A 14,085-nucleotide genomic window follows, 5' to 3' on the forward strand; every position below is an offset into this window, starting at 1 on the left:
AAGAGGGAGCAAGGGGTGACAATCTCTACATTTATGACTGTTTTGTAGTGTCTGATACAGAAGGATTTGTTTCCGAACGATTGGTTGACGCCGGCGTATCTGTTTTATCAAGACGGTGACTAGCTCGTAGCCTCTTCACTTCTGATTGAAGCTTCACTACTCTCATCATGCCTAAAGCCCCAGCAACCGCAGCTCCTAAAAACACTGACCCTAATATCACTAAGATTAATGGCCAGTTGGTCGTGCCAAATAAATAATTCACAGGTACAGCCTCAACGTTTATAACAGCAAAAACAGCAATGATAATAGCAGCAATAATTCCTATAATAAATGCAGTTTGTCCTTTCATCTTGTTCACTCCCTTTGATGTATATCTTTTAGTTAATACCCCAAAACGATCATCTTTAAAACTGGTGCAATGAAAGAAAGTGATAGACACAAAATGGAACTAGCTAAAAAAAGAGTCGAACAATTATGTGGTGAGACTAACATAATTGTTCGACAGGAGTACTACTGTCTAAGCGCCAACTTATGAACTAAATTGTTGGTTCGTCTTCAGTCGGATCTGAAGGCTTTAGCTTCTGCTTCTGGATATATCTAGCTTTCCACACAAGCCATAGCTGAGCAGCTATAAACATGGATGAATATGTTCCAGCCACTAGCCCAATGACAAGAGCTAACGAGAAGGAGAAGATTGCATCCCCACCAAAGATAAGTAGCGCAAGAGCAGCAAATACAACCGTTAATACAGTATTAATTGACCTCGACAACGTTTGAATCAGACTCCGGTTAACAATTTCAGCAAGATCATCAAATCCGTTAATGACCTCAGCCTTTTTCACATTTTCTCGAATCCGATCAAATGTAACAATGGTATCGTTAATGGAGTACCCGACAATCGTTAATACGGCCGCGATAAACGGAACATTTACCTCCACTTGCAGGAAGCTAAATACGGCTATGATAAAGAATGCATCGTATAGTAAAGCAACGATAGCCGCAGCACCATATAGAAACTCATACCGAATCGCAAGATAAAGCACAATTCCAAAGGATGCGATAAGAACGGCATAGATTGCATTTTGTGCAAGTTCCTGTCCAACTTGGGGAGAAACCGTGCTTACTGTTGGTTCTGCATCATAATGCTCTTGGAAATACAGCCTCACATCTGCTACTTCATCATTCGAAAGAACATCAATAAAACGAGCTGTGGCAATTTCGTTATTTTCTCCAGCCAGCGTAATGGTTGGATTGAATTGACTATTAATGGCCTCGAAGTCTTCGTGTATTTGTTCATTTGTTAATGATTCATTTGTTTCAATTGTGATGTTAGATCCACTTTCAAAATCGACACCCAGATTTAATCCTAATGTAAATAGAGAAAGGATACCAGCCAGCACAATGATAATGGATACAGCAAAAAACTTATTCCGATGGGTGATAAAATCCAGCTTCCATTTCTTATCATTGAAGCTCATTAATATCACGCTCCTTTACACCGAACCAGCCTGGACGTTTATTTAAAAATTTACTTGAGACCCACATACCTAGCAATAAGCGAGAACCAAGTACAGCCGTCAGGAAGCTCGTCAGGATACTGATTATCAATACAATTGCAAATCCTCGCACAGAGCTTGTTCCGAAGTAGAACATAACGCAAGCTGCGAGAATGGTTGTTAGATTCGCATCTAAGATCGTTGTAAATGATCTTCTAGTACCCGCTTTAAATGCTGACATCGTAGACTTTCCTGCTCGTAATTCTTCTCTAATCCGCTCATAGGTGATAATATTCGCATCAACAGCCATCCCTACCCCTAAAATAAGCGCAGCAATACCCGGTAAGGTTAATACAGCATTCATTAAATTAAAGATTAGTAAAACGAGATACGTGTACACACTTAATGTAATCACTGCAATGATACCTGGAAAACGATAGTAGACCAGCATAAATACAAAGATTAACGCAATCCCTATGATTCCCGCATATACGGTTTGGACCATTGCCTGTTCACCCAAGGATGCACCCACAGAGTTAGAAAACAGTTCATCTAATTGAACAGGTAAAGAACCGGCATTCAGAATTTCTGAAATGTGACGGGTCTCTTCAGTGGTGAAATTACCCTCTATCATGACATTACGACTATTAATGGTTTGATTAACATTGGCTGCTGATAAAAATTTAGGTTCTTCTTTAGTAGCTTCTTCCACATAAGAGTCCCCTTCTTCAAAGTCCAACCAAATGACTAATATATTTTCACCCATAGGACGTTGTGACAAGTCCCTCGTCACCTCAGCAAAACGCTCCGCATCCTGCATGGTTAAAGTAACAATCGGGCGGTTCGTCTGATCAAATTCACCAGCCGCTCCATTTTGTTGGAGATCACTTCCGTCAAGCAATACATTATCATCAACATCACGGAAAGTAAGCTCTGCCTCTGTAGCTAAAAGCTGTCTTGCTGTTTCCTGATCATCCACACCAGCCAATTGTACCCGAATTCTGTTATCCCCTTCAATTTGGATAACAGGCTCTGATACACCTAGAACATTCACACGCTGATTCAATGCGGTGACCGTTGCAGATAATGTTTGTTCCGTTATTTCCTCTGTTTCTTCAATTGGGGTTACCTCATATAAAACCTCAAATCCCCCTTGAAGATCAAGCCCTAGCTTTGTTTCCTTAGTTACACTCATCGCTGTAGTGCCGATGACGCCAGCGAATAAAAGTACAATCAGAAAAAAAGCAAAGATGCGGCCTTTTTTCACCATTTCTTTCTTTGCCTCCTTATGTATAAAACACGTTCTTTCTATCCTACCACAAACTGATGCGAATCAAAAAAGTCTATTTTTTTGATTCAGTTTCCTCAAACTCTGCAAACCAATCCTCTGGCTCTTTGTATGAATTGACAGTAAGCCAGGTCATATATACGGATGCCTTTAAATTTAATAGTTCATTTGTAAATGCATAAAATGGAACGTAATGCTTTTTCTTATTTAATCGCTCTGTGACACAGCGCCAAATGTCTTCCTTTGTCGCACGATTATATCCAAGAAGATGAAATTCATCTAGCTTGCTATCCAAAACAGGCTCCATATCCTCTTTCCAGACATCAAATTGTTGCTTCTCCGCCACCATGAAACCACCCTTCTTTTTCTCTTTCATAAGAATTCCCTCAGGATCTCTAATGACTTGTCATGCTTGACCACTTCCTAAGCATATAAATAATCTAGAGAAATTTCCATCATTTTTTTAGGAGAGTCGGGTGGCATATGTCAAAACAAACATTTTTAAAAGGTACACTTATCTTAATTATGGCAGGGTTTGTCACCAAAATCCTTGGCTTTATCAACCGTATGGTCATGGCACGAATTATGGGATCAGAGGGTGTTGGCCTTTATATGATGGCAGTTCCAACCATGCTTCTTATTTTAACACTTACACAAATGGGCCTTCCCGTCGCTATTTCAAAGCTAGTAGCGGAAGCAGAAGCCAAAGGTCAAACTAGTAGGATTAAGCAGATATTAGTCGTCTCCTTAGCTATCACCATTAGCTTAGGTGCCGTTTTTACGACCATTATGATTCTAACAGCCCCACTCGTGGCTACCACTCTTTTAACTGATGAACGCGCCTACTATTCACTTATAGCTGTTGCGCCTATTGTACCAATTGTAGCTGTTTCAGCAGTAATACGTGGATATTTCCAGGGTCGCCAGAATATGAAACCAACTGCGTATTCACAAATGCTAGAACAAATCGTCCGCATCACATTAGTAGCCGTCCTCTCCACTGCATTTCTACCTCTTGGCATCGAATACGCTGCAGCGGGAGCCATGCTCTCCGTCATTGCTGGAGAATTTGTTTCGCTTCTTTATATGCTCTTTTTATTTAAACGAAGAAAAAGCTTCAAGCTACGTAAACGGTTTTTTTCCTATTTAGGCGAGGGAAAAGAAACCTCTAAGCAACTATTGCGAATTGCTTTACCAACTACAGGAAGTAGACTAATTGGAACCGTCTCATTATTTTTCGAACCGATTATCGTCGCTCAAAGTTTAGCCATCGCCGGAGTCGCGACAGTGGTGGCTACCAAGCAATACGGGGAACTAGCAGGGTATATCATTCCTTTGCTAACCTTACCTACCTTTATTACATTCTCATTATCAACATCCCTGCTTCCATCCATTAGTGAAGCCGCCGCAAAAAATCAACAATACCTTATTCATGCACGCCTCGAACAAGCCATGCGTCTTTCCTTTATAGCAGGAGGCTTGGCAATGGTTGTTCTGCTAGTCTATGCTGAACAGATCATGTCATTTATGTATCAAGCACCAGAAGCATCTGGTTTCCTAAAAGTGATGGCACCCTTTTGTTTATTTTTATATATTCAAGGACCACTCCAAGCTGCGCTACAGGCACTTGACCTAGCTAAACCCGCGATGTATAACAGTTTAACTGGAGCACTTGTTAAAACAGCCGCCATCTTTGCACTAGCAACCCGGCCAGAATTCGGAATTATGGGAGCTGCACTCGCGATTGTGATTGGCTTTGTTCTAGTCACACTACTCCACCTCGCCACCATCGCCAAAAATGTAGGATTTAGTATAGAGCTAAAGATGATCGCTAAACTCGTTGTTCTAATCGGAGGAACCATCTATGCAAGCCAGCTATTTGAAGCCTATACTCACCTATCAAGTAACAGCCTCATTCAACTATTATCTGAACTATCCCTCACTAGCGCATTTTATGTAATGCTCATGTTTGTCCTACAATTGTTGAAGCCAAGTGAGATTAGACACTTTCCATTCTTTCGCCGATGGAGTAAGCAGTAGTTGGTAGTTGTGGCGCTTCATCTATAAAAAAGCGCCTCCTTTCCTAATATAGGCTCTTATTCCCAATATCCGACACTCTTTCCCGATATCGGCTTCTCTTTCCCGATATCCGACCCTCTTTCCCGATATCGGCTTCTCTTTCCCGATATCCGCTCTTCTTTCCCGATATCGGCTTCTCTTTCCCGATATCGGCTCTTCTTTCCCGATATCCGGCTCCTCTTTCCCGATATCCGCTCCCCTTTCCCGATATCGGCTTCTCTTTCCCGATATCCAACTCTCTTTCCCGATACCGGCTCCTCTTTCCCGATATCGGCTTCTCTTTCCCGATATCCGCTCCCCTTTCCCGATATCGGCTTCTCTTTCCCGATACCGGCTCCTCTTTCCCGATATCCGGCTCGCTTTCTGATGTGAGCTTGCTCACCTAAAAGAACTCGAGGATTATCATTTGCTAAAGGGCTCGTACCTTTCCAATCGAGACCTGCGTACTTTTTTAAACATTCACTCTCCGCAGCTAGCACATTCTATTCTTACCTTCGCTTGCAAAAATCATCATGGCTCCTTTAAAAATAGAACCTACCAAATACACTAACCAAACTCTAAACCTCCCCCTACAAAAAAAGCTCATCGACATATGTCGACAAGCTCAAATTTATTTCAACTATTAATTCCTTACCAAAAGAAAAAGGCTCCTGCTAAAGCCAGTCCAGCGATGGCTCCAAAGGCGAATGGTACGACATTTGAGCCGTAGCCTCCATAGTAACCATAGCCTCCGCCATATCCATAGCCACGGCTACCTCCACGTCCCATGTCGACATATACGTGGCGCTGATCTACATCCACGACTCTTCCATAGTAGCTAGTTCCATTTTTATGTTGAATATTTACATATCTTCCTTTATAGCTGCAGCATTGATTGTATAAAGATGAACTCATACAGTGCTCCCCTCCTCACAATTACGTTCATGAGTAGCATATGGGAGTTCTGGATGAATGGTATCCACGTTTCCCCTCGTCCAAATACCTATTTCTTGTCCGAGAAGTCAATATAATAAAGCTGGTCTCCTTTAATACTGCAATAGGAGATGCCTTTAATATCTTTATAGCCTAGGTCACGAATTTTTCTTCGTAGCCAGAATTCATTTTGGTTCATCTGCTCTAGCTGAGAGTATTGTATTTCTCCGTCCATAATGACCGGAAACGGCAGTAAGTGCTCCTCTTCTTGCTTCTTTTCGGATAACCTCGTTTCCCGGCGGAGATTTTTCCATATTGCACCTAATAAAAATAATAGAATACACATAAAAAAAACGACTGCAGGTAAAGAATACAAAATAATTAAATCATTAACGAGAAGAATAGCTAATGAAAATGGAAAAACGATGAATAGTGGTCTTTTCTTGGTTTGCACTATATATTGAAACCATACTAACAATCCAAGTATAGCCAATACTCTCGTAGCGTCTATTAACATCACGCTCCTCCTCCTTTTTATTCTACTGTGCCCCTAATACATAGAAGCATGAGATGAAGCTTTTTCCATAAAAGAATTCTAACAATAGCCAAGCCTGAATATAGATAAAACAATCATTATTTCAAAAAGGAGAGGTTAAAATAAATGAATAATCGTCCTTTTCTTCCTGCTATATTCTCAGGTTTAGTTGTGGTGATGGCCGGGGCCATCCTTGCTAGCCTGATTCTTGCCAGCTTTTTGAGTTTGACAAGCTATACAGAACATTCCATTAAATGGCTCATCTTATTTTTATCTTTTTTGTGCTTATTTATTGGAGGTTTTGTTTCAGGGGCTAAAGCTAAATCAAAGGGATGGATTGCTGGTGGATTAACAGCACTTCTGTTTACCATTATTGCTTACAGCGTATCGACGTTAGGCTACAATGAGCCTTTTACTTCCTCACAAATTTTATTACATGGAGGCTATCTTATCACCGGTGCTATTGGAGGCATGCTTGGCGTAAACCTTTTGAGATCATAAAAAAAGAAGCACGGGCCCATTCTGCTGGCTCGCGCTTCTTTCATGTCATTAATCTGCTTTCACTACGTCTCGTACGGATGAACGATCAAACGTCAATTTACGGTTATCGTTCACTAGTAGGATAATGGTATCCTCATCAATTGCATCAATCGTACCGTGAAGCCCTCCGATTGTAACAATCTTATCTCCGCGCTGTAATGAGCTATGCATCTCACGTACTTGCTTCTGACGCTTCTGTTGTGGTCTGATTAAGAAGAAATAGAAAACCACAATCATAAGCACTATGGATAGTAATGGTGCTAGTTCCATTTAAAATCCCCCCTTTCTGGTGCATCATGATGTCAGCTTGCATCGCTTTTTTATAGAAAGTCGATAGGGCTATCATCTGTTTCACTTAGTTGGTTTTAGAAGTTTTTTGCATCCGCCTTATTGAAACCATACTGCTCAAAAAACTCTTCCTTAAAGTCGAGCAACCTGTCCTCCATAATCGCCTGGCGAACGTCCACCATTAAGTTTAACAGGAAATGCAGGTTATGATAAGTAGTAAGTCTAAATCCGAACGTTTCTTCACATTTAATCAAGTGACGAATATACGCTCTTGAATAATTTTGACATACATGACAGTCACAATTCTCATCAAGTGGTCCAAAATCACGTGCATATTTTGCATTTCTTACAACAAGTCGTCCGTTGCTTGTCATACATGTACCATTTCGAGCAATACGTGTAGGTAACACGCAGTCAAACATATCAATGCCTCGTATTGCACCATCAATTAATGAATCCGGAGAACCTACTCCCATTAAATAACGCGGCTTATCAAAAGGAAGAAGTGGTGTTGTAAACTCCAATGCCCGGTTCATAACATCCTTTGGTTCCCCTACGGATAAACCACCAATGGCATAGCCAGGAAAATCAAGAGAGACTAAATCACGAGCACTTTGTTTACGAAGATCCTCATATTCTCCCCCTTGTACAATCCCGAACAACCCTTGATCCTGCGGTCGCGCATGAGCTTCTAAGCAACGCTCCGCCCACCGGCTTGTTCGTTCAACAGACTTCTTCATGTAATCATGCTCGGCTGGAAACGGTGGGCATTCGTCAAATGCCATCATAATGTCAGAGCCAAGTGCATTTTGAATCTCCATCGCCCCTTCAGGACGAAGGAAAAGTTTTGCCCCGTTTAAATGATTACGGAATTCAACGCCTTCTTCAGTAATCTTACGCAAATTACTTAAACTAAATACCTGAAACCCTCCAGAATCTGTTAAAATCGGACGATCCCAATTCATAAACTTGTGCAATCCACCCGCCTCACGAATTATCTCGTGCCCGGGACGAAGCCATAAATGATACGTATTACTTAAAATAATCTGAGCGTCCATCCGGTGTAAATCCTCAGGGCTCATCGTTTTTACTGTTGCTAGTGTTCCAACCGGCATAAACATCGGCGTCTCAAACGTCCCATGTGGCGTGTGGACACGACCAAGTCTAGCTCCAGATTGCTTACATGTTTTAATGTGTTCATATCTAATTGCAGACATTCTTTTATCCCTTTCTCGTTACTTAATCAGCATGGCATCGCCAAAGCTGAAGAAGCGATAATTCTCTTTCACGGCATGCGCATAGGCTGATAGAATGGCTTCTCTGCCACCAAGTGCACTAACAAGCATAACCAACGTTGATTTCGGTAAATGAAAATTTGTAATGAGGGCATCAACTGCTTTAAAGGTATAACCTGGATAAATAAAAATATCGGTCCAGCCTGATGCTTCAACAAACGTGTCATGAGCTGACGCAATCGTTTCTAATGTACGAGCAGAGGTTGTCCCTACAGCGATAATTCGCCCATTTCTCTCGCGTGCCTTTTGCAAGATGGAGGCTGTATCAGCGCTCATCTGATAAAACTCTGAGTGCATTTGGTGCTTTTCAATTGTATCCACACTTACCGGTCTAAATGTTCCTAATCCAACATGTAGAGTAATCGGTGCGATCGTCACTCCTTTTTCTTTCAAACGAGTGAGTAACTCTTCAGTAAAATGCAGTCCTGCAGTTGGTGCTGCAGCCGATCCAATATGCTTAGAATAAACGGTTTGATACCGTTCGCGATCATCAAGTGTTTCCTTTATATATGGAGGCAAAGGCATTTCACCTAGCTGATCTAGCACTTCATGAAATATACCACTGTAGCTCATCTCAAAGTCGCGCCCGCCTTGTTTTCCTTCAGCTATACAGGTTGCTTTAAGCAAACCACCGCCAAATTCCACTACGGTTCCAACCTTTACTCGCTTAGCTGGTTTAGCTAATGTCTCCCAGCGGTCACCTTCGATTTGCTTTAAAAGCAAAAGCTCGATCGCACCACCTGTATCCTGCTTTGTTCCATGTAAACGTGCAGGCATCACACGGGTATCATTTATAACAAGGCAATCTGCAGCTTGTAATTCATCATAAATATCAGAAAACATTCTATCCTCTGTTTTAGAGGTTTCTTTATTTAAGACAAGCAAACGAGACGCCGTTCGATCAAGAAGCGGCGTCTGCGCAATAAGTTCTTCCGGAAGTTCAAAATCAAAATCTTCTACGTTCATATCTATACGTCACCTTTTAGTCATGTCATGCGTAATCCTTACTTAGGATAACGGACTTCTCCCTACAAATCAAGCAGTTAACGGCGAAATAATAGGAAGAGTAAGCTTAAAACAATACTTAGAATAATGGAAGTCATTAATGGAAAGTAGAACGTCATATTCTCTCTTTTTATTAGAATGTCACCCGGCAGTCTACCAATCGGTAAAAATCTACCGCCAAAGTGCCATAGCAGCCCAACCACAATTAACACGAGTCCGCCAATAATTAAGAGCTTTGGAATTTCACTCATTTATCTGGCACCTCTAATTGAAAATGTTCATAACACAAATGTGTCACAACCCTTCCTCGTGGTGTCCGTTGAAGAAAGCCTATTTGTAGTAGATACGGTTCATACAAATCTTCAATCGTGTCCGATTCTTCTCCAATTGTGGCAGCTATTGTGTCTAAACCAACCGGTCCCCCGCGAAACTTTTCAATCATGCCACGGAGTAGCTTGTCATCAATATGATCGAGACCAAGTCGATCTACTTGAAGCCTTTCTAAAGCTGCAGCTGCTAAATCATAGGTAATGACCCCTTCACCCTCAACCTGGGCAAAATCTCGTACTCTTTTTAACAGTCTGTTTGCAATCCTTGGTGTACCCCTTGCACGTCTAGATAGTTCCTCAGCAGCCCCATCCTCAAGATCCGTTGCAAAGATGTCTGCCGTCCTGCGGATAATATCTGCAAGCTCCTGCTCATTATAATACTCTAAACGCTCCATTACCCCAAATCGGTCTCTTAGCGGCGCAGACATCATGCCCGCCCGAGTTGTTGCGCCTACCAGTGTAAAAGGCGGTAGATCCAATCTGACAGATCGTGCTGTTGGTCCTTGGCCAATAACAATGTCCAGGCAAAAGTCCTCCATTGCCGGATATAGGACCTCCTCTACTGTGCGATTCAGACGGTGAATCTCATCAATGAACAACACATCTCCTGGCTCAAGAGCTGTTAAAATGGCTGCCAAATCGCCTGGTCGTTCAATGGCTGGCCCTGAGGTTGTACGCATCTGTACCCCCATTTCCGAGGCAATAATGGCTGAAAGGGTTGTTTTTCCTAAACCCGGTGGCCCATGCAGTAAAACATGATCAAGGCTTTCCTCTCTCATCTTAGCTGCTTGGATGTAGACCTCTAGGTTACGTTTTACCTTCTCTTGTCCAATATATTGGCTAAAGCTTAATGGCCGAATGCCACTCTCAATCGCATCCTCCAGTGGCTGGCTTTCAGCAGAAACTAAGCGGTCTTCCATAACATAACCTGCCTTTCTCTATCGCTTAAGCAAGAGTTGCAGCGCCTTCTTAATGTAACCATCAATCTCAAGCTGTTCCTCTTCTAATTTCGGTCTTACCTTCTTTAACTCCTTCTCCACATAACCTAAAGCTCGTAAGGCTTCGAAGGCTTCTTCTAATGCGTCTGGTTTCTCCTCTACATATGGAGAAAGTAAATTAGGCTCATGCGAGCTTGTGCCTTCTGCTGAGAACTCGACCAGTTTGCCTTTTAAATCTAAGATAATTTGACGAGCTGTCTTTTTCCCCACACCTGGAAAACGAATTAATAACGCTTCATCCTCTTGCTCAATAGCAGCCACAACATGCTCCGGCTGACCGGAGGCCAAGATGGCAAGGGCTCCTTTTGGTCCAATACCAGAAACATTTAACAGTTTTTCAAACAAGGCTCGATCTTTTCGTGTAGGAAAACCAAATAGTCGTATCTGATCCTCTCTCACATAATGGTGTGTAAAGATCTGAATGTCTTTATGTAAATCGTGCTGATAGATATACGGGTTAGGGCAAAATAATTGATAGCCTAATCCATGATGATCAACTACGACATATTGTGTATCAATGGCTTCTAATGTTCCTTTAACATAATCAATCAAACTCATTCCCACTTCCATACGAACGTTTATTTCTATTTTAGCATATCAAAGATACCCGGTCACACTGAAAACACGTGTCACTGTCACAAATTCGGGTATAAAGAGGTAAAGAGCGAGGAGTGAGAAGATGATTGACTTACGAGACCGCGCACGCGCATTAAAAAGCCTTCAACCAAAAGAACGATTCTTTAGATTAGTATTTTTAGCCCCAGTTGTCCTTGTTTTTATCAGCTTACTGTTTATCGTACCTGGAGGCAACTGGAATCTGCCTGTAAAAATCGCGGTGGCTTCCTTCATTGTCATAATCTTTTTCTGGAGATTAACACTAAGTTATCGTGCTGCTAAATTTCAAATGGAGCTTGAGCACAAGGAAAAACAAAAATAAAAAAAGCGTCCATAGTCGGACGGCTTCATCAGCTTACTGCTCGTGAGTTGTTTCTCTCTGTGGTTAGATTTTAACTACCTGTATCCACTTTACCTCTTGGTGAAGATTCAGTGGTTGTTCCCGTGTCTGATCCTTCTGCCTGCTGAGAGAATCCTGATGATGTACTGATTAACACAATGGCCACACTAAGTGCTAGAATCCATTTTTTCATGGCTAATCACTCCCCAAAGTAAATTGAAGTACATTCATATCACGAGCTATTTTCATATAATTCAACGCAAGTTTGTAATTTCCTCCTTTTTCGTAAAAAAATGATATTTCTTCACAAACCTCTGCTGCGTCAAAAAATAATTCATGAGTCTGTAGCATCTGAACGCCTTCATTTACTTTGTCTTGATTAGGATTAACATAAAGATGGCGGTTGATTAAACAACGTGCCTGATATTCGATATTTTTAAATTTGGTCGCTTGCTCTTCAGCCTCTTGGAACAGGGTCATACCATCAGGCTCTTCAAGCCTCAGCTTAATAAACGCTAAATCCGCTCTTGTTTTCATGCCGACTGCTGAAGCAGCATGGCTCTGAATAGACAATGCTTGCTCCATATATTGCTTTGCCTCTACCTGTTTATTTTGTCTTAATCTATTTAATCCCAATCCTCTGATAATTAAAGAGTGAGCAAACGGTATTTGTTTAGATTTTTCACTAATTCGTTGATAACGAACTTCAGCCTCGGCAAATCGGTTCATCTCCGTATCAATTGCAGCTAGAACCAATTCAGCATATAGCTCCTTTTCTTTATATGACTCATCTTTTTTAAATAATTCCAATGCCAGTTCCAAATAAGACACAGCAAAAGTATATTGGTTAATATGATAATATCCCTCGGCAATTCTTTGATAGAATTCGGCCCGTTCATAATCATCCGTTACATATTCTAAAAGGGATTCAGCTTTCACATATAGTCGAATAGCTGCTTTAAACCGATTTTTATAAAATTCATTTTGACCATTCATAAAATGGCAAAGAAACTCTAAGAAAGGATCGGGTTGATTAATCAGTTGCATAAAAGCGTCCTTGTTTCCTTTTTGGACTTCTTCCAAAAGCATACTGTGCCTGAATTCAAGGAGTGAATAGTAAGCAAGAACTTTATCACTTTGCTCCATGATCGAAAGCAACGATTCGATTTCTTCCTTTATTACAATTGATTTTTGGATGTCTCTTGCAATCATCAGCTTGTACCACTCTGCACATTTCGCCCCAACTTCAGCAGCAGAAATCACTGTCCTCAATACAACCACCTCCCTGCTTCTATTATACCGGTATAAATTTCATATTGACAATTTCTTTTTGAAAAATTTTCAAATTATTTAATGACATTTGATTTGTCAGTCATCAAGTCTAACGTTATAATAACAACACTAAAACGTAGGAGTGTGCAGGATGGGTCCTTTACTTAAACAAATAAAACGAGAACTTCACAAACTCTCTACGACAGAAGCAAAAGTAGGTAGGGTTGTTCTTGAGATACCTAGTCTAATTCCCGGAATGACAACGAAGGAGCTTTCAACCCATGCCAATGTTAGCGATGCAACCGTTATTCGCTTCTGTAAATCCATTGGCTTCCATAGCTTTCGGTTATTTAAGGTAGAACTCATGAAGGATGTAACAAGCATAGAAGAAGGTCTTACTACGTTATCCTCCCTTCAGGAAAAAGACGTACCATTTAATTTATTCCGTAAAGTAACACAGTCAAATAAACATGCGATCGATTTAACGCTTTCCTCTGTAGACCGCAAACAGTTAGAAGCTGCTGTGAGTGCAGTTTCCAAAGCAAACAAACTAGTATTTTTTGGAGTGGGCGGCTCTGCTGCTGCTGCATTTGACGGGAGCTATAAATTTACCCGTATTGGCTATCAATCTTCCTTTTCTCAAGATTTTCATTACAACATCTCTTTGATTCCATATTTAACAGAACACGATGTCTTTATTGCCATTAGCTTATCTGGGGACACTCAGGAGGTTGTTGAGCTCGCTACCTTTGCCAAAAAACAAGGTGTAACCGTATTAGCGATAACGAAATCTGATCGCTCTGCATTAATGAAAATAGCCGATATTACTTTATGTACTCCAAGTGTGGAGGAGGATTTTCGAATTGGTACGATTTCTTCTCGAATGACTCAGCTTAATATCATTGATACTCTTTACCTAAGTGTGTTTCACGAGAAAGATGAACAAGTACTGACTGCTTTTCTTAAAGCGAGGGATGAGGCTTATAGATTACGCCGTTAAATTAATCCTATAAACGGTGTATTTTTATGGACTTATTGAAATTATATTTCATATAATCTAACAAATATGTTGACATTAAATTTCGCAAGTCGG

19 protein-coding genes are annotated in these 14,085 nt (G+C 41.1%); 4 read left to right on the forward strand and 15 right to left on the reverse strand.

Annotated features, from left to right (window positions below; all coding sequences use genetic code 11):
* Positions 1-31 precede the first annotated feature (31 nt).
* The 4 genes from FN960_RS14475 to FN960_RS14490 form a co-directional block, all read right to left on the reverse strand.
* The gene (locus tag FN960_RS14475; protein WP_143849454.1) at positions 32-349 is read right to left on the reverse strand and encodes a LapA family protein; all 318 of its coding nucleotides are present in this window, start codon (positions 347-349) and stop codon (positions 32-34) included.
* A 187-nt stretch (positions 350-536) separates the two neighbouring features.
* On the reverse strand, positions 537-1,478 hold the full coding sequence (secF, locus tag FN960_RS14480) for a protein translocase subunit SecF (RefSeq protein ID WP_143849455.1): 942 nt from the start codon (positions 1,476-1,478) through the stop codon (positions 537-539).
* Positions 1,465-2,766 (reverse strand): protein translocase subunit SecD, encoded by a 1,302-nt coding sequence (gene secD, locus FN960_RS14485; protein ID WP_143849456.1) that lies wholly within the window; start codon positions 2,764-2,766, stop codon positions 1,465-1,467. The genes secF and secD overlap by 14 nt, the downstream gene beginning before the upstream one ends.
* 73 nt (positions 2,767-2,839) lie before the next feature.
* Positions 2,840-3,160, reverse strand: a complete 321-nt coding sequence (locus FN960_RS14490) for a post-transcriptional regulator (protein ID WP_260682022.1) — start codon at positions 3,158-3,160, stop codon at positions 2,840-2,842.
* 107 nt (positions 3,161-3,267) lie between these two features.
* Here FN960_RS14490 and spoVB point away from each other — a divergent pair, with 107 nt between their 5' ends.
* Positions 3,268-4,824: a stage V sporulation protein B gene (gene spoVB / locus FN960_RS14495; RefSeq protein ID WP_143849458.1), complete on the forward strand. Its 1,557-nt coding sequence runs from the start codon at positions 3,268-3,270 to the stop codon at positions 4,822-4,824.
* A gap of 43 nt (positions 4,825-4,867) precedes the next feature.
* Here spoVB and FN960_RS14500 read toward each other — a convergent pair whose 3' ends face one another.
* The 3 genes from FN960_RS14500 to FN960_RS14510 all read right to left on the reverse strand — a co-directional run bounded on the left by FN960_RS14500 (position 4,868) and on the right by FN960_RS14510 (position 6,292).
* Positions 4,868-5,245 (reverse strand): hypothetical protein, encoded by a 378-nt coding sequence (locus tag FN960_RS14500; protein ID WP_143849460.1) that lies wholly within the window; start codon positions 5,243-5,245, stop codon positions 4,868-4,870.
* A 248-nt stretch (positions 5,246-5,493) separates the two neighbouring features.
* A complete protein-coding gene (locus tag FN960_RS14505; RefSeq protein WP_143849461.1) occupies positions 5,494-5,757 on the reverse strand; it encodes a hypothetical protein in 264 nt (87 codons plus the stop codon).
* Positions 5,758-5,845: 88 nt separating this feature from the next.
* Positions 5,846-6,292 (reverse strand): YetF domain-containing protein, encoded by a 447-nt coding sequence (locus FN960_RS14510; RefSeq protein ID WP_260682026.1) that lies wholly within the window; start codon positions 6,290-6,292, stop codon positions 5,846-5,848.
* 144 nt (positions 6,293-6,436) lie between these two features.
* Between FN960_RS14510 and FN960_RS14515 the strand changes: the two genes are divergently transcribed.
* Positions 6,437-6,811, forward strand: coding sequence for a TIGR04086 family membrane protein (locus FN960_RS14515; protein ID WP_143849465.1), 375 nt, complete (start codon positions 6,437-6,439; stop codon positions 6,809-6,811).
* Positions 6,812-6,859: 48 nt separating this feature from the next.
* Here FN960_RS14515 and yajC read toward each other — a convergent pair whose 3' ends face one another.
* The 6 genes from yajC to ruvA all read right to left on the reverse strand — a co-directional run bounded on the left by yajC (position 6,860) and on the right by ruvA (position 11,317).
* Positions 6,860-7,120, reverse strand: coding sequence for a preprotein translocase subunit YajC (gene yajC, locus FN960_RS14520; RefSeq protein ID WP_143849467.1), 261 nt, complete (start codon positions 7,118-7,120; stop codon positions 6,860-6,862).
* Positions 7,121-7,215: 95 nt separating this feature from the next.
* The gene (tgt, locus tag FN960_RS14525) at positions 7,216-8,355 is read right to left on the reverse strand and encodes a tRNA guanosine(34) transglycosylase Tgt (RefSeq protein ID WP_143849469.1); all 1,140 of its coding nucleotides are present in this window, start codon (positions 8,353-8,355) and stop codon (positions 7,216-7,218) included.
* Between the two features lie 18 nt (positions 8,356-8,373).
* Positions 8,374-9,399 carry a tRNA preQ1(34) S-adenosylmethionine ribosyltransferase-isomerase QueA gene (queA, locus tag FN960_RS14530; RefSeq protein WP_143849471.1) on the reverse strand — a complete coding sequence of 342 codons (1,026 nt, stop codon included), beginning with the start codon at positions 9,397-9,399 and terminating at the stop codon, positions 8,374-8,376.
* Between the two features lie 77 nt (positions 9,400-9,476).
* Complete coding sequence (locus tag FN960_RS14535) at positions 9,477-9,689, reverse strand: DUF2905 domain-containing protein (RefSeq protein ID WP_143849472.1); 213 nt, start codon at positions 9,687-9,689, stop codon at positions 9,477-9,479.
* A complete protein-coding gene (gene ruvB / locus FN960_RS14540) occupies positions 9,686-10,687 on the reverse strand; it encodes a Holliday junction branch migration DNA helicase RuvB (protein WP_143849474.1) in 1,002 nt (333 codons plus the stop codon). Before ruvB ends, FN960_RS14535 begins: the two co-directional genes overlap by 4 nt.
* Positions 10,688-10,705: 18 nt before the next feature.
* Positions 10,706-11,317, reverse strand: coding sequence for a Holliday junction branch migration protein RuvA (gene ruvA / locus FN960_RS14545; RefSeq protein ID WP_143849705.1), 612 nt, complete (start codon positions 11,315-11,317; stop codon positions 10,706-10,708).
* Positions 11,318-11,444: 127 nt separating this feature from the next.
* On the opposite strand from ruvA, the gene FN960_RS14550 reads away from it, so the two are divergent.
* The gene (locus FN960_RS14550) at positions 11,445-11,702 is read left to right on the forward strand and encodes a hypothetical protein (protein WP_143849476.1); all 258 of its coding nucleotides are present in this window, start codon (positions 11,445-11,447) and stop codon (positions 11,700-11,702) included.
* Between the two features lie 70 nt (positions 11,703-11,772).
* Here FN960_RS14550 and FN960_RS22860 read toward each other — a convergent pair whose 3' ends face one another.
* Positions 11,773-11,913 (reverse strand): hypothetical protein, encoded by a 141-nt coding sequence (locus tag FN960_RS22860; RefSeq protein WP_185971047.1) that lies wholly within the window; start codon positions 11,911-11,913, stop codon positions 11,773-11,775.
* Positions 11,914-11,915: 2 nt separating this feature from the next.
* Positions 11,916-12,983, reverse strand: a complete 1,068-nt coding sequence (locus FN960_RS14555; RefSeq protein WP_260682027.1) for a response regulator aspartate phosphatase — start codon at positions 12,981-12,983, stop codon at positions 11,916-11,918.
* 160 nt (positions 12,984-13,143) lie between these two features.
* On the opposite strand from FN960_RS14555, the gene FN960_RS14560 reads away from it, so the two are divergent.
* Positions 13,144-13,992 carry a MurR/RpiR family transcriptional regulator gene (locus FN960_RS14560; RefSeq protein WP_143849479.1) on the forward strand — a complete coding sequence of 283 codons (849 nt, stop codon included), beginning with the start codon at positions 13,144-13,146 and terminating at the stop codon, positions 13,990-13,992.
* Positions 13,993-14,085: the final 93 nt, after the last annotated feature.

The sequence above is a fragment of the Alkalicoccobacillus porphyridii genome, assembly GCF_007293315.1.
GTDB lineage: Bacteria > Bacillota > Bacilli > Bacillales > Bacillaceae_D > Alkalicoccobacillus > Alkalicoccobacillus porphyridii.